Origin of the sequence: Anaerostipes caccae L1-92 (genome assembly GCF_014467075.1) — a bacterium.
GTDB lineage: Bacteria > Bacillota > Clostridia > Lachnospirales > Lachnospiraceae > Anaerostipes > Anaerostipes caccae.
Window position 1 is genome coordinate 3,401,659 of record NZ_AP023027.1, and the last position, 21,327, is coordinate 3,422,985.

General features: G+C 41.5%; 22 protein-coding genes. 8 read left to right on the forward strand and 14 right to left on the reverse strand.

Features of this window, described 5'->3' with window-relative positions; all coding sequences use genetic code 11:
* Positions 1 to 116 precede the first annotated feature (116 nt).
* The 8 genes from ANCC_RS16660 to ANCC_RS16695 all read right to left on the reverse strand — a co-directional run bounded on the left by ANCC_RS16660 (position 117) and on the right by ANCC_RS16695 (position 9,146).
* Positions 117 to 659, reverse strand: a complete 543-nt coding sequence (locus ANCC_RS16660) for an NADH peroxidase (protein WP_006568293.1) — start codon at positions 657 to 659, stop codon at positions 117 to 119.
* A 451-nt stretch (positions 660 to 1,110) separates the two neighbouring features.
* Positions 1,111 to 1,548 carry a hypothetical protein gene (locus ANCC_RS16665; RefSeq protein ID WP_006568291.1) on the reverse strand — a complete coding sequence of 146 codons (438 nt, stop codon included), beginning with the start codon at positions 1,546 to 1,548 and terminating at the stop codon, positions 1,111 to 1,113.
* 1 nt (position 1,549) lies between these two features.
* The gene (locus tag ANCC_RS16670; RefSeq protein WP_006568290.1) at positions 1,550 to 2,398 is read right to left on the reverse strand and encodes a DUF3990 domain-containing protein; all 849 of its coding nucleotides are present in this window, start codon (positions 2,396 to 2,398) and stop codon (positions 1,550 to 1,552) included.
* Positions 2,399 to 2,688: 290 nt separating this feature from the next.
* Positions 2,689 to 3,291 carry an ECF transporter S component gene (locus ANCC_RS16675; RefSeq protein WP_156340712.1) on the reverse strand — a complete coding sequence of 201 codons (603 nt, stop codon included), beginning with the start codon at positions 3,289 to 3,291 and terminating at the stop codon, positions 2,689 to 2,691.
* Positions 3,292 to 3,385: 94 nt separating this feature from the next.
* The gene (locus ANCC_RS16680) at positions 3,386 to 5,344 is read right to left on the reverse strand and encodes a DUF2207 family protein (RefSeq protein ID WP_156340711.1); all 1,959 of its coding nucleotides are present in this window, start codon (positions 5,342 to 5,344) and stop codon (positions 3,386 to 3,388) included.
* Between the two features lie 27 nt (positions 5,345 to 5,371).
* Positions 5,372 to 6,703 (reverse strand): hemolysin family protein, encoded by a 1,332-nt coding sequence (locus ANCC_RS16685; protein ID WP_006568286.1) that lies wholly within the window; start codon positions 6,701 to 6,703, stop codon positions 5,372 to 5,374.
* Between the two features lie 264 nt (positions 6,704 to 6,967).
* A complete protein-coding gene (locus ANCC_RS16690; RefSeq protein WP_006568284.1) occupies positions 6,968 to 8,881 on the reverse strand; it encodes a DUF2207 family protein in 1,914 nt (637 codons plus the stop codon).
* A gap of 16 nt (positions 8,882 to 8,897) precedes the next feature.
* Positions 8,898 to 9,146: a hypothetical protein gene (locus ANCC_RS16695; protein WP_006568283.1), complete on the reverse strand. Its 249-nt coding sequence runs from the start codon at positions 9,144 to 9,146 to the stop codon at positions 8,898 to 8,900.
* A gap of 94 nt (positions 9,147 to 9,240) precedes the next feature.
* On the opposite strand from ANCC_RS16695, the gene ANCC_RS16700 reads away from it, so the two are divergent.
* From ANCC_RS16700 to ANCC_RS16730, 7 genes are read left to right on the forward strand one after another with little or no spacing between them, the layout of a single operon-like run.
* The gene (locus ANCC_RS16700) at positions 9,241 to 9,687 is read left to right on the forward strand and encodes a hypothetical protein (protein ID WP_006568282.1); all 447 of its coding nucleotides are present in this window, start codon (positions 9,241 to 9,243) and stop codon (positions 9,685 to 9,687) included.
* A 45-nt stretch (positions 9,688 to 9,732) separates the two neighbouring features.
* Positions 9,733 to 10,125: a hotdog fold domain-containing protein gene (locus ANCC_RS16705; RefSeq protein ID WP_006568281.1), complete on the forward strand. Its 393-nt coding sequence runs from the start codon at positions 9,733 to 9,735 to the stop codon at positions 10,123 to 10,125.
* Positions 10,126 to 10,141: 16 nt separating this feature from the next.
* Positions 10,142 to 11,320 (forward strand): CaiB/BaiF CoA transferase family protein, encoded by a 1,179-nt coding sequence (locus tag ANCC_RS16710; protein ID WP_006568280.1) that lies wholly within the window; start codon positions 10,142 to 10,144, stop codon positions 11,318 to 11,320.
* A 21-nt stretch (positions 11,321 to 11,341) separates the two neighbouring features.
* The gene (gene acrC, locus ANCC_RS16715) at positions 11,342 to 12,496 is read left to right on the forward strand and encodes an acryloyl-CoA reductase (RefSeq protein WP_006568279.1); all 1,155 of its coding nucleotides are present in this window, start codon (positions 11,342 to 11,344) and stop codon (positions 12,494 to 12,496) included.
* A 13-nt stretch (positions 12,497 to 12,509) separates the two neighbouring features.
* Complete coding sequence (locus ANCC_RS16720) at positions 12,510 to 13,301, forward strand: electron transfer flavoprotein subunit beta/FixA family protein (RefSeq protein ID WP_006568278.1); 792 nt, start codon at positions 12,510 to 12,512, stop codon at positions 13,299 to 13,301.
* A gap of 12 nt (positions 13,302 to 13,313) precedes the next feature.
* Positions 13,314 to 14,351, forward strand: a complete 1,038-nt coding sequence (locus ANCC_RS16725) for an electron transfer flavoprotein subunit alpha/FixB family protein (RefSeq protein WP_006568277.1) — start codon at positions 13,314 to 13,316, stop codon at positions 14,349 to 14,351.
* Positions 14,348 to 15,487: an acyl-CoA dehydrogenase family protein gene (locus ANCC_RS16730; RefSeq protein WP_006568276.1), complete on the forward strand. Its 1,140-nt coding sequence runs from the start codon at positions 14,348 to 14,350 to the stop codon at positions 15,485 to 15,487. Before ANCC_RS16725 ends, ANCC_RS16730 begins: the two co-directional genes overlap by 4 nt.
* 84 nt (positions 15,488 to 15,571) lie before the next feature.
* On the opposite strand, the gene ANCC_RS16735 is transcribed toward ANCC_RS16730, so the two are convergent.
* From ANCC_RS16735 to ANCC_RS16745, 3 genes are all read right to left on the reverse strand, one after another.
* Positions 15,572 to 15,991, reverse strand: coding sequence for a GNAT family N-acetyltransferase (locus ANCC_RS16735; protein ID WP_006568275.1), 420 nt, complete (start codon positions 15,989 to 15,991; stop codon positions 15,572 to 15,574).
* A 68-nt stretch (positions 15,992 to 16,059) separates the two neighbouring features.
* Complete coding sequence (locus ANCC_RS16740; RefSeq protein ID WP_006568274.1) at positions 16,060 to 17,151, reverse strand: HigA family addiction module antitoxin; 1,092 nt, start codon at positions 17,149 to 17,151, stop codon at positions 16,060 to 16,062.
* Positions 17,144 to 17,494, reverse strand: a complete 351-nt coding sequence (locus ANCC_RS16745; protein ID WP_006568273.1) for a type II toxin-antitoxin system RelE/ParE family toxin — start codon at positions 17,492 to 17,494, stop codon at positions 17,144 to 17,146. Before ANCC_RS16745 ends, ANCC_RS16740 begins: the two co-directional genes overlap by 8 nt.
* A 237-nt stretch (positions 17,495 to 17,731) precedes the next feature.
* Between ANCC_RS16745 and ANCC_RS16750 the strand changes: the two genes are divergently transcribed.
* Positions 17,732 to 18,601 (forward strand): MerR family transcriptional regulator, encoded by an 870-nt coding sequence (locus ANCC_RS16750; RefSeq protein WP_039946925.1) that lies wholly within the window; start codon positions 17,732 to 17,734, stop codon positions 18,599 to 18,601.
* A 3-nt stretch (positions 18,602 to 18,604) separates the two neighbouring features.
* On the opposite strand, the gene ANCC_RS16755 is transcribed toward ANCC_RS16750, so the two are convergent.
* The 3 genes from ANCC_RS16755 to ANCC_RS16765 form a co-directional block, all read right to left on the reverse strand.
* Positions 18,605 to 19,483: a MerR family transcriptional regulator gene (locus ANCC_RS16755; RefSeq protein WP_006568271.1), complete on the reverse strand. Its 879-nt coding sequence runs from the start codon at positions 19,481 to 19,483 to the stop codon at positions 18,605 to 18,607.
* Positions 19,484 to 19,599: 116 nt separating this feature from the next.
* Positions 19,600 to 20,859, reverse strand: a complete 1,260-nt coding sequence (locus ANCC_RS16760; protein ID WP_009290121.1) for a Zn-dependent hydrolase — start codon at positions 20,857 to 20,859, stop codon at positions 19,600 to 19,602.
* Positions 20,860 to 20,871: 12 nt separating this feature from the next.
* A complete protein-coding gene (locus ANCC_RS16765) occupies positions 20,872 to 21,312 on the reverse strand; it encodes a threonine/serine exporter family protein (protein WP_006568269.1) in 441 nt (146 codons plus the stop codon).
* Positions 21,313 to 21,327 lie beyond the last annotated feature (15 nt).

The following is a 21,327-nucleotide window of genomic DNA, read 5'->3' on the forward strand; positions in this document are numbered from 1 at the left end:
AAAAGAAGCCGGGATCGCTCCCGGCTTCTCGTATTAAATAGAGGTGTATGATCAAGAAAAGTGTATGAATTTCTTTTTTTACAGCCTTTGGTCTGGCTGTGGGAAATACTTAAGGTTTATCCGAAGTATCTCTTCAGTAATCCTTCAAAAGCTTTCCCATGGCGGGCTTCATCCCTTGCCATCTCATGTACAGTGTCATGGATTGCGTCTAAGTTTGCTGCCTTCGCTCTCTTTGCAAGATCAAACTTACCTGCTGTCGCCCCGTTTTCTGCTTCTACTCTCATCTCAAGGTTTTTCTTTGTGCTGTCTGTCACGACTTCTCCGAGCAGTTCAGCAAATTTTGATGCATGCTCTGCTTCTTCCAGTGCAGCTTTCTCCCAGTATAATCCGATCTCCGGATATCCTTCTCTGTGTGCCACACGGCTCATCGCAAGATACATACCTACTTCGGAGCATTCTCCTTCAAAGTTTGCTCTTAAATCTGCCATGATGTCTTCGCTGGCTCCCTGTGCCACTCCGACTACATGCTCAGCAGCCCACTCTCTGTCTCCTGTCTGCTCTTTGAACTTCTCTGCCGGAACTCCGCATGTCGGACATTTCTCCGGTGCTGTATCTCCCTCGTGAACGTAACCGCATACTGTACAAACCCATTTCTTCATAATAATGATCTCCTTTGCTTTTGATTCTATGTTTTGTTTTCTTTATTTTCTATCCAAGATTTTTAATAACAGTAATTGTTATTGTTTTCTTGTTGAGATTATAATATCATCTGCGTTCTTCCCTGTCAATGGTTTTTTTAAATTTTTTAATACCTTTACTTTATATCGTAATAAAGCTGCGGGAGCGGCAGAGGTAAGTCTTTTTTTCTTTCGTTTCATAAGATTTCTCTAAGGTTTATTTATACTTCATTTAGAAATGTTTATCTTCTATACATTGAATCAAGGATGTATTCTGATATACTTTAAATATGCCTTAATCGTGCAGGGTACATAACTACCGGATGTATTCCCTGCCTGGTATAATAGTTTTTCATATATATATTTTTAATCCTCTCTTTTCATTAAACATAGGACAAGGGTGTTTTAAAACAACTGACCAAGACCAGCTGTTTTAAACACCCTTGTTCTGATATGTCTGCCGATGAATCTCCTTCAAATCATCAATGGCCATTTCAACATCTAACGTGTGAAATCCGAGCCAGCATTCCTTCATTATTTTTTCATCAGCAGTTCTATAGATTTCACGACTGTTCTCGCCTGTGTAATAGTGCCAATAGCGATAGGTATACCCCGTCCAGTACATCACTTCATTTGTGTAAATCGTACCAGCCGTCTTTAAGCCATGTACCTCATCATTAAGCTCATCGAGAATATATTCCTCACCGGCCCACTGTAAGCGGTCATAGGTATCGTCAAGAGCTGCAGCCGTTCGGCTGTTCATAAATGCTTTTATAAAGCTCGGACAATCATATCCATTCTTTAGCGCAAGCTGAAACAGCCTGCCTTGTATGTCACAAAGCTGACGTTTTTCAAGAGAAAGACTTGCCATGTTACTCACCTGCCTTTAGAATCTCATCAAAAAACCGGCCTTCCCGGCGGTATTTTCGGCAGATTTCCTCTGCCAATGCAATCCCTTTTGATCGTTTTGTTTCGCTTTCCCGTTTTAGTTTTTCCCGATCACTTTCAGAAAGTTTTTGTTCCCCAAGAATTTTTATATTCCGGCAGGCCTTTTCTGTTAAAGCCACATACTGTTTACCAAGCTTTAGCGCAGAAAGACTGTTGATTAATGCAAGATCAGTAATCTCCCCATTAAAAAAACGATCGAGTACTACAAACATTCTGTCATTTGCAATGTAGCCAATTATCATGTCATACTCTCTGTTCAAGCCAGCAAATCGATCATATATTTTTGAATGTTTTACTGACTCCATCTTACCACGATTATATGCTATTAAAAATGCCCAATCTAATCCTACTTCTATATCAAGAATTTTAAGGTCTGATAAATCAACACTCAAAGTATATATTTTGGCATCGGGATAATTACAAATCAAAGTGAGTGGCTGTGTGCGGTCTGTACCCATATAAAATCCTTTTCCAAAATCACATCGGTCACGGCTCACCGGGGCAATCGCTCCGCGAATTCCAGACTTTGAGCCATGATAAAGCGTCACGATTTCATCGGTCGTAATAACACGGTTCCCTTCAAACTGAGAAAAATCAATATTACTTTCCGCACATAAATTTTTAATTGCATTCACTGCAATCTGTGATGGTTCGCATCGTCCTTTTTCCCAGCGATTAACTGTTGCAAAGCTCACGCCTATTTTATCAGCCAATTCACTTTGACTCATATTTAAAAGGGAACGAATCTCTTTTATTATATCAGAGCTTTTCATAAAACCTCCTTGCTGTATTATATAACATTTGAATATTTATATTATAACATATGTACAAATATATGAAAATAAAACATATCGCTCGTAAGGTTTTTCTAAGATTTGTTTATACTTCGTTTATAATTGTTTATTTTCTATACATTGTATCTGGCAGGGATTCTGATATACTTTAAATATAGTTTTTCATATATTTTAATCCTCTCTTTTCATTAAATATAAAAACAGGTTCCGTCCAACCAGCGGAACCTGTTTTTTGTATTGCGGTTCTTTCTTTTCACTCTGTGTGCTGCCTACGTATTTTTCAGTACCTTATGAAGAATCTTCGCAACTGTACCTCCGACAACAGAACCCGCCAGAATCTCGACCACTGCATTGACACCCACAAATGCACAGATAAACATCAGTGGATTCAGATTGCCCATGGTAGAATTGAGGTTCTGAAAATATTCCGTGTTCCAGTAGCACAGCACCATAACTCCCATGAAAAATACGGTGTTTAAGAATGGTGCACAGAAACCTCCGATATAATAACGGGCAGTTTTCGCGCTTCCTCCCTTGCTCAGTGCCCTGAAGATCACCCCTGTCAGAAATCCCATAAGCGTCCTTGTAGGCACTGCCACCAAAAAGGCATAAAAAGGATTGATCCCCACCAGGACTGCCCCAAACGGATTCATCCCAAAAAATCTTGCAAAACTAATGAGTCCGAATGACAGCCCAAGAACTGCCCCGGCTGCCGGTGAAAAGATCATGGCTCCCACCCCTACCGGGATCGTAAGAAGCGATATTTCCAATAACCCAAGCCGTAAATATCCAAGCGGTGTAAATGTCATAATAAAAATGATGGCTATGAACAGAGCAATCTGCACCATTCTAAGAACTTTTTTGTTTCCCACTTTTTCATCCTCCTGTATTTCCCTTTATATTACCACGCTGTTTAAGGATTCTACAAGTTCTTTTGGAAAAACACTCCTTTTGGCGCACTGGGTCTCACCAGCTGCCTCCTCCGCCTCCTCCGAAGCCTCCGCCTGAGAAACCTCCTTTGTTTCCGCCGCCCGATGATCCTCCGGAAGCGTTCACAGATGACGGCTGACTCAGAGAGACTGCGGCAAATGTAAGATTCCCTGCCATACAATTCAGCATAACTCCTGCATTCCAGCTTTTTATTTCGTATCCGGCATGATACCAGCCCGGAGCAGGAATTTCCAGCACCTCCAGTTTCTCTGCAAACTTATCATAAAGACCGAATACATAAGCATAAGGCATAATATGATAAAAAATCTCAGGCCGATTTTTTGCCAGCACTCTCATACGATCCAGCTCGGCAGTCTCGATAAAGGAGCGCAGTCCTGACAGCTGCCCCATCCATCGGATACATTTTGGAGTTCTTTTTTTCATGAAACAGGTCAGCGGCATCATAACTGCCGCTGCAGCCAGGACGATTCCTATTTCCATTGTATAATCGAAAATTTCGTTCCCGGATGCCTTATATGTATAAAAAACAAAGTACAGTATTTCTGATAAGTAAAAAAGACTTGCACCGCCTGCAGTCATCAGAGTCCTCTTTGCCCTGGAAAAAGAATACCAGCCGTCGATTCCCCTGCAGCAAAAATACATTCCCAGCCCCATGCCGGTACACAGCAGCGCCTGAATCACAACGCCGACTGCAGTCATGTAAGAATAATGCCCTGTGAGGACTGTAACCCAGATAACTGACAGCAGCGTACATAGAAACGCCAGCCTCTGCAGTCTCCACGATGGTTTGGTATAGATTCCCGCTTTGCTTTCCCCGTCAAACTCTTGTATCAGCTGCGTTTTTGCGCTGCTCATTGTCAGACCAAAGTCATTTTTCAGGCCGTTTAAATAGACAGAGTCTCCATTCTCAAACAACCGCCGGAATACGGTGTGCTGATAGCTTGGTGCCTCTTTGGGCAGTTCCTTCAGCTTATGCAGCGTCATCAGGTATTCCTCTTCCTCCTCTATCCACAGATTACCCTTATCGGCCCAGTACAGTATCAAAGAGAGAATATCTTTGTCCTCCGCGATCCCGTCAATAACATACCCCACAGCTGCACTGTCCATATTCTGCGGAGGTTCAAATTCTATAGAAGGAATGATTTTTTCATCCCTTCCAAAACACAGATACAGGACAGCCAGTACTGCCAGCAAAATCACAGGCGGAACCCAAAGAAATAATGAGATTCCGGGTTTCCCTTTTACCCCCGCAAATCCCTTCTGTACCTGTCCTGAGAAACAAGTGATACCACTGCCCATAGGAAGATCTTCCTTAAGAATTCCGGTTATTGTATTCTCTTTTTGATTCTTTCTCAGATCTATGATGTCGGATGCACTTTCTGCCGATCCATAGGCTCCATAGTAAAATTCGAGTTTTTCTAAATCCGTGCCTTCCGGTAAGCGCATCGTAAAACGGCTTCCCTTTGGAATATCATTCTTCCACTTTGAGGGATAGATATTATAATAGATATACGGGAAAGGCTGGCCCTGCCGCTCAGGTGTCAGCCGGTAAGTAAATTCATAATCACCTTTGCGGACTGTTTCATCACTGTAACCAAAACGAAATACTTTCGCACCGTTCTGCTTAGATTCCTTTATATCGCTGTTTGGAAGTTCAAGCTCTACTCTCGCGAGATATGGAAATTTTTTTATATCTCCATCCTTTTGATATGCCACAAATCCTTTATTGGGAATGTACCGGTAGATGCCATGCCTGTCTTCTAAAAACTTTACTTTGATCTGCTCCGTCACCAGATAATAGCCTTCCCCATCCACTGTGACATCTACGTCATAAGTTTCCGTCTTCATATATAAATCTTTTTTTACCCCGGAATCAAGTTCTTCCGTAAAACGGTCGAAATACCCGCCTGTTATAAGAAAAAAAGCCAGCAGCAGCAGCAATGGAATCAAATTCTTCAGGCTAAAGTTCTTCATATTATACCCCCTCTCATCTATGAATTATTATAGCATTTCCCGGGGGTTTTTTCTCTTCTGAATCTCTGCCTCCACTATTTTTCTTCCCATCATCTTCTTCACATGGATATGCAGGCCACAAATCTCCAACTCAAAGGTTGTGCCGTCCTTTGGAATGGAATGAAGCCGGCTGAAAACCAGTCCTCCAAGAGTATCATAGTCCGGATGGTCCGGAATCTCCACACCCAGCTCTTCCGCAATCGTATTCAGCTTCACTGCCCCTGAGCATTTCCACAAATTCTCGGCAGCCTTGCTGATCTTGGGAGGTTCGGACGGATCAAATTCATCATAGATGTTTCCCACAATTTCCTCCAGAAGATCCTCCATCGTGACAATACCACTGACCTCCCCGTACTCATCTATCACAACTGCAAGATGAATTTTTTTCTTCTGCATATCCTGGAACAGCACAGAGGAAGGTATGGTCTCCGGAACAAAATAAGCAGGTCTCAGCATTTCTTCTAAAGTCTTTTCCCTGTTCTCATTCAGATTCATCAGAAAGTCTCTGGCATTTAGGATTCCCCGGATATCATTGAACCCTTTTGCATAAACCGGGAATCTGGACAGTCCGGTTTCCCGGATGATGTTCAGGATCTCTTCCGCGGACTGTGCAAGAGAAACTGCCGTCACTTCAGAACTGTGTGTCATATGGTCCCCTGCCGTGGTGTCACCGAATTCAAAAACGTTTTCGATCCATTCCTTTTCTTCACTGTCGATGGTTCCTTTTTCCTCACCCAGTTCCATCATCAGACGAATTTCTTCCTCTGTCACAGTCTGTTCTTCTGCTTCTGTTTTCATATGCAGGATTTTCAGCACAATGTTGGTAGATGCCGACAAAAACCATACCACGGGCTTCATAATGAGGGCCGCCCCAGAGACAACGCCGCAGGATATTTTTGCAACAGCAAAAGGCTTTTGCATGGCGATCCGTTTTGGAACAAGTTCTCCGAAGATCAAAGTAAAATAAGATAAGATCAGTGTAATCAATATAACTGCTATCGTATCCAGAGCTGCCGCAGATATGGCTGTAAAACCTATATCATCATAAATCCAGGTTACAAGATACCCGGAAAAATTATCTGCTGCAAAAGCACTGCCCAAAAATCCAGCCAGCGTGATCCCGATCTGGATGGTAGAAAGAAAACCTGCCGGTTCTTCCACAAGCTTTAAAAGCTTTCCCGCCTTCCTGTCCCCGTTCTCATACATCTTTTTAAGTTTTGCTCCATTCAGGGAAATGACTGCGATTTCTGTCATAGCGAAAAAAGCGTTCAAAAAAATCAGAATGATCTGTAATAATAACTGCGCACCTATTTTATTCATTTCAATATACTCCTTTATATTCTCGTCTTTACTTCCGGTTCATCTGCAAATATCTGCCGTCACCTTCTCATATGAATATGCACATACGAAAAGGCGCAGTCCGCCATTGTGTGAAACAGCAGACTACGCCTGTAAATGATCTGAATTAAATTGTTTGCCGAATCACTGTCATCAGCATCGTCCATAATTGTTTGCTACCTCTTTCTGAATTAAGTAAGATTATTATACGAATGCAAAGGAGAAAAGTCAATATAAACTTCACCCTCACCAGCTTCCGCCTCCGCCGCCTCCGAAACCGCCTCCTGAGAAGCCTCCTGAAGAATCGCTTCCGCCTCCGGAACCTGAAGAACTGTCTATGCTGATTGATGTATTAAAGTCCTGGTGAAAGTCTTTCATATACTGTGCTCTGAATATATAATCTCCTTCGGCGTTTCCAAACCAAACCGGCATTTCCACATTCAGCTTCTCCAGCTTATCTGCGTAGATTTCTGACAGACCGAATACATAAGCATAGGGGAATATATGATAGAATAGATTTGGATACTGTTCACCCAAAACTTTCATTCGATCCAGTTCCGCATTTTCTATGAAATCTCTAAGGCCGACCAGATATCCCATCCACTCAACACACTGCTTTGTTCTTTTTTTCATACATGCAGTCAGCAGGATGCCGGCGGCTGTCATTATGCATACCAAAACCATTACGCCTGCAAAATTAAAAATCTTTTGCTTTTTTACCATTTCCATATAAAAAATACTGTATATCCCCAACGCACCAATGCATAATGTGCCGGCAATGATCAGATCTCTCTTTCTGTCTTCCAGAGACAAAGAATACCAGTGATCTGCAGCATACAATATAATGAAAAAGCCAATGCATACTGCAGCAAACATATACATTTCATAGTGCTGTTCCTTTTCACTTAAAATCCCATACTGTGTACTCAATATCATAAATAGTGCTATTGGTATCATCGTTAAAATACTGCTGATAAATCTTGCCGTTCTGGACCCTTCTGTATAAATCATATCCTGATAATAATTCTTGAGTTTTTCTTTTGTTGCTTCTACTGCTCCTGTCATTCGCTCCGGAACATCCATTGTCGAAAGAAATGGTTCCTCCTGCGTAAACATTTTTTCAAACAAATATGTCTGGTACTCAGGTGCATATGCTGGAAGATCTTTTAGTTTATAGGCAATCATTTCATTCTTTTTGTGCTGCAGAAATACATAACCCTGATCCGCCCAGTAAAGCAGCAGCGATATTACATCTTTGGTATCTGCACTTCCGTCAATGATACAGCCTATTGCCGCACTGTCAATATCTTCCGGAGGCTGGTATTGAATTGATGGAATAATTTCATCTTTCTTCTTAAACTTCAAAAATAATATAATGAGGACAAGGGAAATCAGTCCTGCCGCCGTCAAGATTTCTCTTCCCAGTGTTGGACGTTTTACTGAAGTAAAATACCCCTTATCTAAATCTCCGAAACAGGTAATGCCCCATCCGACCGGCAGATCTTTCGTCAGTGTCCCCGTGATCCTGCGTCCTGCGGAATCTATCCTGATATCAGCCACACTGCTGGCATCCACAGTATTTCCCTGTTCTCCAGTATAAAACTTAACCTGTGAGAGGCTTATCTTCTTCGGAAAATGTATCGTAAACCGACTTCCTTTCGGAATAGAATCTTTCCACTGTCCAGGAAATACATTGTAATATACATAATGATATTCTTTTTCCTGATGATACGGTGTCAGCTGATAGCTGAATTGATAATTTCCACTGTTTACTTTTGCCTCTTCATCACCCAGCTTTAATATAAAGTTTCCATCTTTATTATCATATGACGCACTTGTATTAACATCATCCAAATTTAATTTTACATCCGCATAATATAAAAATTTATGCTCCTTATTCTCTTTATCTTTATAGGACTGCCTTCCACGAACTGGTATATTCCGATAGATGCCATGCCTGGGTTTCAAAAAATTCACCTTAATTCTTTCAGTTATCAAATAACTCCCGTCTGTTTTTAATGTAACATCCGTCTTATATTGTTCTGTCCGCATGTTTAGATCGGGCTGGACCTTTTTATAAAAATTTGAAGGTTCATCCACTGTTTCTCCGTACAGAAAAAAAATAAGAAGCAAGCCAATACTGATAATATACTTTTTCATTTTCTTTCCCCCTCTCTCAAACTTTGTGTATCTCTTTTACATCTATTGTCATTATAGCATTTCCAAGTTGATTTTTCCTATATCTAATCATTTTCTTCAAATAAAACTCTTCCCCATTTTTATATCTCCTGAATGTCAAACTACACGCAAACCGGAACCATATAAGCGAAATCATCTCACCGTTTAAAAGATTTCTGATATTTATTATTAAATTCAACCCTCCCCCCGCAGGACAGTTGGTTTCTTTTCTCTTAAAAAATCTCAAACCATCTCCAAAACAGCCATTGACTGTGCATTTGCCGGATGCATTAAAGTAAAGCTAAGATCAAAAATCAAACAGCCACAGGAGGTAAGAAATTATGAGAACAGAAGCATTTTTAAGCTACAAAATGACTACAGCAGATGCCAATAATCCGGAAGGTGTCATCCCGGTTGGCAGACAGTTTGATTTCATCGGCGATGTAGAGACAGAACTGATGATTTTAAATGATGGGGACGAATCCCTCTGCCTCGGTTATAACGATGTGAAATTCATGGAAGATGCTTACGTGGGAGACCAGCTGGACTTTAAGGCAACTATGGTCAAAGTAGGCAACACATCAAGAACCTGCCTGATCCAGACTTTTAAAGTGGCTACTCCTGCAAAAAGACTCGGAATCGAAGGCGCTGAGGATGGAGATATGTACTATTTTGATGAACCTAAGCTGATCACAGAAGGAAACGTTATCCTCGTAGTTAAAAAAGAACTTCAGCGAGGAGTACAGCCGGACGGAACGGTCAAAGATCCATGGAAAGCAATCGATTAATATTACATATTAGGATAGGTACAGACAAATCAAGGAGGTTTTGATATGAGTGAACAGACAGTAACAATGAGATACAGGATGTCAAGCAGAGATGAATTTTACGGTGGTGGTGTAGTAAACGGCGCACGTTCCATTACATATATGGGAGATACTGCAGACCGCTTAATGGCAAAAGTGTGCGGCAATGTCGGAAGATGCTGCCTCGTAGAAAAAATTCGTTTATATAACCCTGTCTTTGCCGGGGATTATATGGAATTTATCGCAAGAGTCACAAAAACTGAAGGAAATAAAGTCTACATTCAGTGCCGTTCTTTCAAAGTGGCTCAGATTCCTGAGGAGCCGGAATTTGAAAGTTCTATTGATATGTTAGAGGATCCGGAAATTTCAACAGAAGCATTTTTTGTATACGAAATACCGGAACACAAAGTAAAAGCTTAGATAAGAGGAGGTTCACATGAAAGCATTAGAAGGCGTTAAGGTTCTGGATCTGACCCATGCATATAATGGACCATTCTGTACGACCCTGCTGGCGGACAATGGTGCAGATGTCATTAAATTCGAGCCGGTTCAGGGAGACCAGTGCAGAAGCTGGGGACCGATCGACGAAAAAAGCGGCGAGAGCGGATTTTATGCGTTCTTAAACCGAAATAAAAAAGGGGTTACCCTGAATCTTAAAAATGAGAAAGCGAGAGAAATCTTTTATGACTTAGTAAAGGATGCCGATGTGGTTGTTGAAAACTTCCGAGTCGGTGTGTCTAAGAAATTAAAAGTGGATTATGAAACATTAAAGAAGATCAATCCGAGCATCATTTATGCTTCTGGTTCCGGCTTCGGACAATACGGACCGCTGTCCAACCGTCCTTGTTACGATATTGTTGCCCAGTCTATGGGAGGAATGGTAAACATGACGGGATTCCCGGACTCTCCTCCTACCAAAGTAGGGCCTTCTATCGCTGACAATGTGACTGGAATCTATCTGTGTGTAGGTGTCCTGATGGCACTATTTAACAGAGAACGCACTGGACAGGGACAACAGGTAGATGTTGCTATGGCAGACACGATCTTCAGTCTTTTGGAAAACGGCATTGTTACGACGACGATGGATGGTGTGATCCCTCAGCGTCAGGGAAATATCGACCCTTCTATCGCTCCTTTCGATATCTATGAAGCCAAAGACGGATATATTGCGATCGGTGTCGGCAACGACCGTCTGTTCAAAACTTTCTGCGAAACCATCGGACGGGAAGACCTTCTCGATGATCCGCGTTATGAGACAAATGATCTTAGATGCAAAAACTATAAAGATGGTCTGCAGCAGGTAATAAGCGAGTGGGCCGCTGCCAAAGGAAAAAAAGAGATCGAAGATCTGTTTGATAAAGCCGGTATTCCTTGCGGTCCTGTATTAGATATGCAGGAAGCCATTGACCATCCGCATTTCCAGGCGAGAGAGATGATGGTTCACATGGATCATCCGACCATCGGAGAAATGTATTTCCAGGGTTGTCCGATCAAATTGACGGAAACTCCAGGCAGTGTAGACACTCCTGCTCCTCTGTTGGGACAGCATAACAAAGAAGTGTTTGGTCTCACAGATGAGGAACTGGAATCACTAAAAGCCGAAGGCGTAATGTAATTAGGATAGCAGGAGGTAAAAATGGATTTTAAACTGACAGACGGACAGGAAATGCTGAAAAAAACAGTCCGTGAATTTGCTGAAAAAGTGGTAGGTCCCAGAGCCGAAGAGGTAGATCAGACAGGAATCTTTCCGAGAGATACCTTTGAGCAGATGGCAAAACTCGGTCTTACTGGAATCGGGACTCCGGAAGAATACGGCGGAAGCGGAGGCAATGACATTGATAAGGTGATTACTGTCACAGAACTTGCAAAAAAATGTGCAGCCACGGCAGGTATTCTGTCTATTCACACCATCTTTGCTTCTGTACTTTTAAAGTTCGGCAGTGAGGAACAAAAGAAAAAATATTTACCGGAAGTGACATCCAGCGGACATCTTGCAGCTTTTGCGCTGACAGAACCCAATGCCGGCTCTGACGCCGCTGCGGTAAGGACAACGGCTGTCCTTGATGAGGAGACCGGAGAATATGTTTTAAATGGTACAAAATGCTTTATTTCCGGCGGAGGTCAGGCAAAGTATCTTCTTATTTTCGCTTTGACCGATCCATCTAAAGGAGTCAAAGGATTATCTTGTATTTTAGTAGAAAAAGGAACACCGGGATTCACTGTCGGTAAGATCGAGAACAAAATGGGAATCCACGGTTCAGAGACTGCAGAATTAATCTTTGACCAGTGCCGTGTTCCAAAAGAAAATCTTGTAGGCAAAGAAGGCGCCGGATTCAAGATGGCTATGAATGCTCTGGACGGTGCCAGAATCGGTGTTGCCGCACAGGCACTGGGGATCGCTGAAGGCGCTCTTGATGAGAGTGTCAAGTATATGAACGAGAGGGTTCAGTTCGGAAAACCGATCAAAGCTCTCCAGGGTCTTCAGTGGTATATTGCAGATATGGCTACAAAAACCGAGTGTGCAAAATGGATGATCTACTATGCTGCTTATTTAAAAAGCACTGGTCAGCCTCACACAAAAGAAGCTGCCATCGCAAAATTAAATGCTTCTGAAAATGCAAGATTTGTTACGAACCTTGCTCTTCAGATTCATGGCGGCTATGGCTATATGAAAGATTATCCTTTGGAGCGTATGTACAGAGACGCCAAAATCACTGAAATCTACGAAGGTACTTCTGAGATTCACAAGGTCGTGATCTCAAGAGCCGTTTTAAATTCTAACGGAAAGTAATGGGAGGGAAAGCATGAAGATCATTGTATGCGTAAAGCAGGTTCCGGATACCAACGAAGTCCGGATCAACCAGGAGACCGGGACACTGATCCGGGAAGGAGTCCCAAGCATTATCAATCCGGATGATAAGAATGCATTGGAGGCTGCCCTTGTCCTGAAAGATGAAACAGGCGCCAAAGTTTCCGTCGTAAGTATGGGGCCTCCTCAGGCTACAGATGCATTAAAAGAAGCGATTGCAATGGGAGCAGACCATGCATATCTGGTGAGCGACCGGGCATTCGGAGGATCTGACACATGGGCTACTGCCACAATTCTTGCGGCAGCCATTGAAAAGATCGGAGATTATGACCTGATCCTATGTGGAAGACAGGCTATTGACGGGGATACCGCACAAGTGGGACCTGAAATTGCTGAATTTCTTGGCATTCCACAGATCACCTATGCAAAACATATCGAATGCGACGGGGAATCTCTGAATGTAACAAGATTTACGGAGACAGGAGACTATAAGATTCGGACCAAACTTCCGGTACTCCTGACTGCCATCAAGGAACTGAACGAGCCAAGATTCCCGACCGTACAGGGAATTTTCAGAGCTTATGACGGAGATGTGGAAATCAATATGTTGGGTCTTTCTGATCTTAATGTAGATCAGACTCAGATCGGACTAAAAGGTTCTCCTACTAACGTTTACCGTTCCTTTGTCCCTGTTAAATCGAAACAAAGTGAGATCATCGAGGGAAATACGGATTCTGAAAAAGCGGAAACCCTTATTGAGAAGCTTCTGCAGGCAAATTTGATTTAAGGAGGACAGAAAATGGAACGAGCAAAAGTAAACCAGGGAATCGACCTGAGTGCATATGAAGATGTCTGGGTCCTTGGAGAACAACGGGAAGGAAAAATACAGCCCGTTACAATCGAGCTGATGGGAGAAGGCCGCAAGCTGGCCGATCAGCTTCAGAAAAAACTCGCTGTTGTAATACCAGGTTACAAAATTGAATCAGAAGTTGAAAAGCTTCTTCACTATGGCGCTGATATCGTTTACTATATGTCACATCCGCTGCTTTCAAGCTTTTCAACCGACGGCTATACTTCCGCTTTTGTACAGCTGATCCAGAAGAAAAAACCTGAAATTGTTCTGGTAGGCGCAACGTCCATCGGCCGGGATATCGGACCGAGAATTGCTGCCCGGCTTGGAACAGGTCTTACGGCAGACTGTACAAAACTTGAGATTGATGCAGAAGACGGAAAAATTCTGCAGACAAGGCCTGCATTCGGAGGGAACCTTATGGCCACCATCGTCTGCCCAAAGAACCGTCCGCAGATGTCTACGGTAAGACCCGGAGTCATGGAGAAAGCCATCCATCAGGAAACGGCTGCCGGAACAATGGAAACCTTTATTCCGGATCTCTCAGAAAATGATATCAGAGCTAAGCTTGTAGAAATTATTAAAGAAGAAAAGAAACAAGTAAATCTGACAGACGCACGGATCATCGTATCCGGAGGCCGGGGATTAAAATCTGCAGAAGGCTTCCATTTGATCCAAGAGTTAGCTGATGTCCTCGGTGCGGAAGTTGGATCTTCCAGAGCTTGTGTAGAGGCTGGATGGATCGATGCTTCCCATCAGGTAGGGCAGACAGGAACCACGGTACGTCCGGATATTTATATCGCCTGTGGTATCTCAGGCGCAATCCAGCATCTGGCAGGAATGAATGAATCAAAATATATTGTTGCAATCAATAAAGACCCAGAAGCGCCGATCTTCGGCATCTGTGATTATGGGATTGTAGGAGATTTAAATGATGTGATTCCGGCAATGATCGCCAAACTCACACAGAAGGAGGTTTCAATATGAATTTTCAATTAACCGACCAGCAATTATCCATTCAGAATATTACAAGACAGCTTGCTCAGACAGAACTGCTTCCAACCGTATTAAAAGATGATGAAGAAGGGAAATTCCCTGAAAAGGCTTATGCAAAAATGGGACAGATGGGCCTGATCGGTCTTCCATTTCCAAAAGAATACGGCGGACAGGGAGCCGACTATCTCTCTTATGTATTAGCCGTAGAAGAAATCTCCAAAGTAAACTCTTCCGTAGGAATTGCTTATTCTGTATGTACTTCTCTCTTCTCCGGCGGTCTGATCAATTCTGCCAGCGAAGAGCTCAAGAAGAAATATCTTCCGGATGTTCTGTCCGGTAAAAAGATGGGCGCTTTCTGTCTTACTGAGCCGGAAGCAGGTTCTGACGCTGCCGGATGTAAGACAACCGCTCTCTGGGACGGCGAAGCTTATGTGCTGAACGGTCTGAAATGCTTTATCACAAACGGACCTCTGGCTGACTACTTCCTTGTATTTGCCCTGACAGATCCGGAAAAGAAAACAAAAGGATTATCTGCCTTTGTTGTAGAAAAAGCTATGCCGGGAGTTTCTGTCGGCACGATCGAAAACAAATGTGGAATCAGAAGTGCTCAGGTTTCAGAGATTATCTTTGAAAATGTAAGAGTTCCGAAAGAAAATATGGTAGGCGAGGAAGGCAAAGGATTTGCTGTTGCCATGAAAGACTTGGACGGCGGAAGAATCGGTGTTGCTGCTCAGGGACTTGGAATTGCAAAAGGTGCTTATGACATCGCACTCCAGTACTTAAAAGACCGCCAGCAATTTGGTAAACCATTATGCAAAAACCAGTACCTGGCGTTTAAGATGGCAGAACTCTCTGTACAGATTGAGCAGGCACAATATATGCTTTACAAGGCTGCCATGGATAAACAGGAGGGACGCAGTTACTCTATCTCTGCTGCCAAAGCAAAAATGGTATGTACAGATGCAGCTATGCAGGTTTCACAGGAAGCTGTACAGATGCTCGGAGGCAACGGTTATATGAAAGAATATCATGTAGAGCGCATGATGAGAGATGCAAAGATCACACAGATCTATGAAGGCACCAATGAAATTCAGAAGCTTGTCATCAGCGGAAGTTTATTCCGTTAAGTCTGAGAAATAAAAGTCAAAGGCCCGGCTGTCTGCCGGGTCTTTTATATCTGCTGTCCTGAAGATTTTAATAAAATCAAGATTTTATACATCAAGAACCATTCCATAGCCATATTTTATATTTGGTAACTTTTCAAAACCAAAGCGATGATAGAAATCTTCTTTTCCCTGATTTGCATACAGACTGCATACCACTTTTGTATCTGTTACATTCTGCCGAATATAATTTAAGACATTTTCTATTAATAATCTTCCAATTCCACATCCCTGATAATCGGGATTTACAATGACGTCTGTAATGTAGGCATCTGTCCCATAATCAAAAAGCAGACGTGTAACTCCAACAGGTTCGTTATTGTAAAATACCGCACAGATGTAACTTGTATTTTCTAAAATCTTTTTAGCCTGCCTCTGTGATACTTTTTGAAAATTCACCTGTTCGCGTAATCTGCAAAACATTTCCGGTGAAATTGAATGCCGTAGTTCAATATTCTGATGATCCATTTCTCTAAGTCCTACTCTATAAATTTTAGTTGTCTTTACTATACAACATTACAAAACACAAGATTATACTATTGAATCTTGTATTTTATCCTTAAATCATTCAGCGAACTAAAGTCCACAAACCTATCATGCTGTAATCTCCCCACCACAATCCCAGGATGAATTCCAATTTTATCAGCAAAAGCGAGTATATTTTCTCTGGTAATTTCGGAATCACCTATAAATTCATTAAAATTATTTTGGGGAATCAATAAATTCGCCGCAAACAAATCTGCTTCTTTCTCAAGCTTCATATCTACATTTCCCATTTCATTATTATCATGTGACACTATAAATGTTTTCGATGTTTTATGCTGGAAAATATGACGCAGTTCATGGAAAAATGAAAACCAGAATATATCTGCATATACATCATGTGTATTAATCGCCAACATTACTTTTTCATTATTGATCCATTTGACTGCTCCATGAATGTCTGAATTTTTTAGATGAGGCAGAAAAATTACTGCCACTCCACATTCTGCTAATACTTCCTGCATCTTTGAAACAAAGTTATCATTCTGAAATAATGTCATCTTACGAAGTTCCGGCAGCAATGATCTCAGCTTCTTTGGATTATAGCTTTTCGTTTTAATATTCTTGGTCATATTAATGGCCGTCTGAACCCATGCATTTGCACATATAATATTTTTGTTACTTTCTTTTGATGTCACTGCTCTGAAATTAACAAGAAAATCCTTTTGAGCAAGTATACCAAGTGATGATACTGTAAAATACTTTCTTAGCTCTCTGATTTTTTCCTCTTTTTGTTGACATTTGCTCACTACCCCGAGCTTAACAAAGTAACTATAATCAAGTACATTGAAAATTGCTTCGTCAGCTTTCATTTCCTGATCAATTCTATTTTTCAAAACAGCTGCGTCATATGCTAGCTGTAAATTCAACCAAACAGTTACCGAGGTACCAGTCATTGTTGCAAGTTTTTCCGCAATATCTTTATTCATCGGCGTTATGCAATTAACAAACTCACTCAAAACTTTTTCACTGACATTCAAACGTCTGGCAAATTCACTTTGTGTAACTTCCATCTCCTCGATAAGATCTCTGATATACTCTCCCGGGTGAAATGCAATGCTTTGTTTATATTCAGAACTATTCATAATGCTTGCTCACCTCCATTAAGATTACTGTATCTGTTGAGTTGTAAATAGTAATAATATTTTCATTTGTCCACTTGTTTCCATTCTGATCAACTGGTATTAAAATTAATCTAAATCCAGTTTTTTTCCCTAGATCTATCGCATATGTTCCTTTTCTGTCCCCTTTTAGAGGATGCAAACGAAGAGTCATCATATATTTAATATCTATAAAACATACCGATGCATTAATGAATTGTAACGCCTTATGTAATTTATACGCGACATTTTTTCCTAATTTTTTCTGAGCATATTTATAATCGTTACATAATTTTTGTATATTTTTGTTATCATAATATATTTTCATTATAGACGAATTTCTCCATTTTAGCAATATTTATTACTTTGTAAGTAATAAATTTTATATTCATTTAGTTTTTGGTTATTTTTATTTATTTATACATATTATACCATATTTCTTTATCAGTGTACAACTTTTTACAAATCCATGTAACACACCGTATTTTATGCCCTTCGGGTGGACGCACTTCGTGCGATAAGGTATACTATTTCTAAAGGATAAAATGTGTGGAGGGACAAAATTTTGGACAGGAATCATTACTATTCTATCGGGGAAGTGGCAGCTACCTGTAACACTTCTATTAAGACGCTTCGTTACTATGACGAGATTAAGCTGGTAGTTCCGGAGGTCCGGAAGGAAGACAGCAAATACCGCTATTACAGCAAAGACCAAATGGTAACCATTTCTATCATCCGGAAACTGCGCATGCTCGGTTTTTCGATTAAGGAAATCAAAGAAATAGTTTCTGTAAACCAGGTCCGAAACCTGGAACAGAAAATTGAAGATAAACTGGTATGTATAAAAAAGGAAATTGAAACTCTGAATCAGAAATACTTTGAGGGGGAGCAGTTTTTACAGAGATTAAAAGAAGGTGCCCAGATCCTTCATCTCTATGATGATGATCTGAAAAAGATCCAGGCCGGTGAGATGGATGCAATCACGGTCAAAGAAGTGCCTGAAGTAAATCTTTATCACTCCCGCAGGATCATGCAGTCTTATCACAATGACGAGGTCTCCCTTGAGCGGTGGGTAGAGATCAACGATGAAGTCTCAAGACACGGCCTTAAGGTATGCGGCCCGATAACAGTCACCTATTACACGGATCTGCTGGACCAGTTTCTTTCTAAAGACTGTGATATTGAGTTCGGCATCCAGGTAGAAGAAAGCGATTCCAAACATGTCCGAAAGTTCGGCGGCTTTCTGGCAGCTACCGCTTTTCATGTCGGCCCGTACAGCGATGTAATCAGGACCCACATCAAAATTATTCAGTGGATCAATCAGAATCACTATAAGGTTGCAGGTCCGGTTTCAGAAGAATTTATTATTTCCCCTGTGGACCTGCGAAATGAAAATGAACATGTTACTAAAATCATCATTCCTGTGACAAAGTAATTTTTAAGAGTCTTTTTCTACGGGTATGATGATCTTGGTGACCCTTCTGGCTTCATCATTCACATCCAGAGGTGAAAGGATAAACTCTTCAGTGGCCGGTCCTGCCGTTCTATAATTATGTTTTTTGATCCATTTGATGAGCTGTATGTAGGTGCTTGAAATGTCTTCATAGTTTCCGATATGAATGACTGTGGCCGCCAGCATTCCTCCAAAAGGCCGTATATGTTCAGCGGGCTTTGATTCCTCTACCTGGACGGCAAATTCGATCTCAGAGTCCTGGGACAGAAATTTATTCAGTATATTACTGTCATAAAAAGTGACATATACCGGCCCTGTAATTTTACAGTTCATGGTCTTTGCTTTATCCGTGATTCCAAGCCACCGTTCAAGGGAAATTTCAGAATAATCATAATCTTTCATGATACGGCGGTCATATAACAGATTGATCTCCGGAATAAATTCTACGGAAATCTTCATCTCGTCAGAACAGCTGTCAGACAGTTCTTCCAATATATCAATTCCGCTCTGTATTTTTTTCAGAAAATAGCAGTATTCCGTATATCGGTTGATACTGTCTTCAATCTCCTGCTTCATAGACTGCAGCTTTTTCAGCATATTCTTTTCTAACGCCTTGGCTTCATTTTCAGAGACGATCTCTTTGATCTCCTTCAGTGAAAACCCCATTTGTTTCAAATTCTTAATGATAACGACCGTAATGATCTGCCCCTTTGAATAAAGGCGGTAATGGGTCTCCTCGTTTCTGCGGTCCGGAGTAAACAGGCCGATCTCGTCATAATATCTCAGTGTTTTCTGCGGAATATCGCAGATCGCCGAAAGTTCCCCTATGCTGTAATAAGGCTTGTCGATAAAAATATGAAACACCTCCCTCAGTACATTTTAAATGCCAATGCTATTATACCAGAATAGAGCGGCAAAAAGAACGCTGAAATTCACAGCGTTCTTTCTGCTTATTTTAACGTAAAGGAAAACAATGTTACCTACTTATCGGCATCACATTTGAGAACTGCGTTCAGGAGTACAGAAGCTCCCTGCGTGCACTGTTCCGGTGATGTATATTCCGGTTCACAGTGGGAATGTCCGTCCTTAGAAGGAACAAACACCATTGTAGTCGGCATCATGTATGCTGCAAACTGAGCATCATGTCCTGCTCCGGAATTGATCTTCTGATTGGAGTAGCCAAGTTCATCGACTGCTTCCTGTACATAACCAACCAGTTCTTTGTCATAATAAACCGTGTCTCTGGTCCATGCCACTTCATAATCTACTTTGCATTTCACAACTTCTTTTGGCATATTCTTGATGACATTTACAACTTGTTCGATGACTTCTGGTTTCTCATGTCTTGCATCAATAGAGAATTCTACATAATCAGGAATAACGGTATGTACATTCGGATGACAGTAGATCTCTCCGGTTGTATAAACTAATTCGGAATCCAGTTTATCTAGCTCATCATGGAGATACTGAAGAACCTTTGCCGCTCCATATAAAGCGTCCTGGCGGTAAGGCATCGGAGTTGTTCCCGCATGATCGGACTGTCCGTAAACTTTGATCTTATAGTTGATCATTCCAAGGACACATGTTACAACACCAATATCTTTCTTTGCTGCTTCCAGGATTGGTCCCTGTTCGATATGAAGTTCAAACATTGCCATATAATCTTTATTGTTCAGGCGGTTTTCTTTTGCTCCTTTATATCCTGAAGCTTCCAGCGCCTCACCGAATGTCTTTTCCGGATCTAAAACAGATTTGGAGGCAAGCATATTTTCATGAATAAAGTTTTTCTTGATATCATCCGGGAGATAATCATTACAAATCACCCCTGAAGACATCATAGCCGGCGGATATAATGATCCTTCCTCATTTGTCCAGATCATAGCCGTAATATTATGTTTATGAGGAATCTTCTGATCTGCAATGCTTTCCAGCACTTCCATTGCTCCCATAACACCAAGGATACCATCGTAATTTCCGCCGTTCTTTACGGAATCACAGTGAGAAGCCATAACGATGTTTGGAAGATCAGGCTCAGACCCTTTCAGTGTTGCATAGATATTTGCCATATCATCTGTTTTAATCTCGGCTCCGATCGCTTTCATTCTTTTAACGAATTCTCCGCGAGCCTGTAAAGCTTCCGGTGAAAGAGAATATCTTGTGATACCTCCGTGTCCGGCATCCCCATATTTACTCATAGTTGTAATTTTGTCCGCCATCCGGCCTAAATCACATGTATACATAAATGAACCTCCTTATTTTTTGTTAAACCAATAGTTCTTAAAAATGTTCCAGCACACGGCTGCCACAATTGTTCCGGAAGCTATGGAAGCTCCTGTAATAAATGCTTCTAACCGATACTGCGCAAACTGTTCCCAGTCGGCTTTAAATGCATTCTGCATCATCATAAATAATGCTGCCCCCGGGATCAGGGGGATCATGCCGACCGCAAGATATAATGTCGCGGGAACCTTTGTCCTGACTGCAAAAAACTCCGCATAAATCCCTAAAAATAATGCCGCTGCAAAATATTGTTTCCCATACTGTGGGATGATGAGCCCTGCCGAAAGATACACGCACCATGCAAGACATCCTCCTAATGAAGTATAAAATATCTCTTTCCCATGCAGATTGAATAAAAAAGCAAAACCGAGGGCACCGAAAAATGCTGCTATGATCTGATTTAATCCGCTCATTCTCATCTCCTCTCA

Excerpts from the sequence above, each read along its gene's own strand:
- ANCC_RS16665 (WP_006568291.1), bottom strand. The coding sequence starts at position 1,548 with ATGGCAAGTCTTTCTCTTGAAAAACGTCAGCTTTGTGACATACAAGGC.
- ANCC_RS16690 (WP_006568284.1), bottom strand. The coding sequence starts at position 8,881 with ATGAAAAAGTATATTATCAGTATTGGCTTGCTTCTTATTTTTTTTCTG.
- ANCC_RS16705 (WP_006568281.1), top strand. The coding sequence starts at position 9,733 with ATGAGTGAACAGACAGTAACAATGAGATACAGGATGTCAAGCAGAGAT.
- ANCC_RS16720 (WP_006568278.1), top strand. The coding sequence starts at position 12,510 with ATGAAGATCATTGTATGCGTAAAGCAGGTTCCGGATACCAACGAAGTC.
- ANCC_RS16660 (WP_006568293.1), bottom strand. The coding sequence starts at position 659 with ATGAAGAAATGGGTTTGTACAGTATGCGGTTACGTTCACGAGGGAGAT.
- ANCC_RS16700 (WP_006568282.1), top strand. The coding sequence starts at position 9,241 with ATGAGAACAGAAGCATTTTTAAGCTACAAAATGACTACAGCAGATGCC.
- ANCC_RS16685 (WP_006568286.1), bottom strand. The coding sequence starts at position 6,703 with ATGAATAAAATAGGTGCGCAGTTATTATTACAGATCATTCTGATTTTT.
- ANCC_RS16760 (WP_009290121.1), bottom strand. The coding sequence starts at position 20,859 with ATGTATACATGTGATTTAGGCCGGATGGCGGACAAAATTACAACTATG.
- ANCC_RS16730 (WP_006568276.1), top strand. The coding sequence starts at position 14,348 with ATGAATTTTCAATTAACCGACCAGCAATTATCCATTCAGAATATTACA.
- ANCC_RS16740 (WP_006568274.1), bottom strand. The coding sequence starts at position 17,151 with ATGAATAGTTCTGAATATAAACAAAGCATTGCATTTCACCCGGGAGAG.
- ANCC_RS16745 (WP_006568273.1), bottom strand. The coding sequence starts at position 17,494 with ATGAAAATATATTATGATAACAAAAATATACAAAAATTATGTAACGAT.
- ANCC_RS16670 (WP_006568290.1), bottom strand. The coding sequence starts at position 2,398 with ATGAAAAGCTCTGATATAATAAAAGAGATTCGTTCCCTTTTAAATATG.
- ANCC_RS16725 (WP_006568277.1), top strand. The coding sequence starts at position 13,314 with ATGGAACGAGCAAAAGTAAACCAGGGAATCGACCTGAGTGCATATGAA.
- acrC (WP_006568279.1), top strand. The coding sequence starts at position 11,342 with ATGGATTTTAAACTGACAGACGGACAGGAAATGCTGAAAAAAACAGTC.
- ANCC_RS16765 (WP_006568269.1), bottom strand. The coding sequence starts at position 21,312 with ATGAGCGGATTAAATCAGATCATAGCAGCATTTTTCGGTGCCCTCGGT.
- ANCC_RS16735 (WP_006568275.1), bottom strand. The coding sequence starts at position 15,991 with ATGGATCATCAGAATATTGAACTACGGCATTCAATTTCACCGGAAATG.
- ANCC_RS16680 (WP_156340711.1), bottom strand. The coding sequence starts at position 5,344 with ATGAAGAACTTTAGCCTGAAGAATTTGATTCCATTGCTGCTGCTGCTG.
- ANCC_RS16710 (WP_006568280.1), top strand. The coding sequence starts at position 10,142 with ATGAAAGCATTAGAAGGCGTTAAGGTTCTGGATCTGACCCATGCATAT.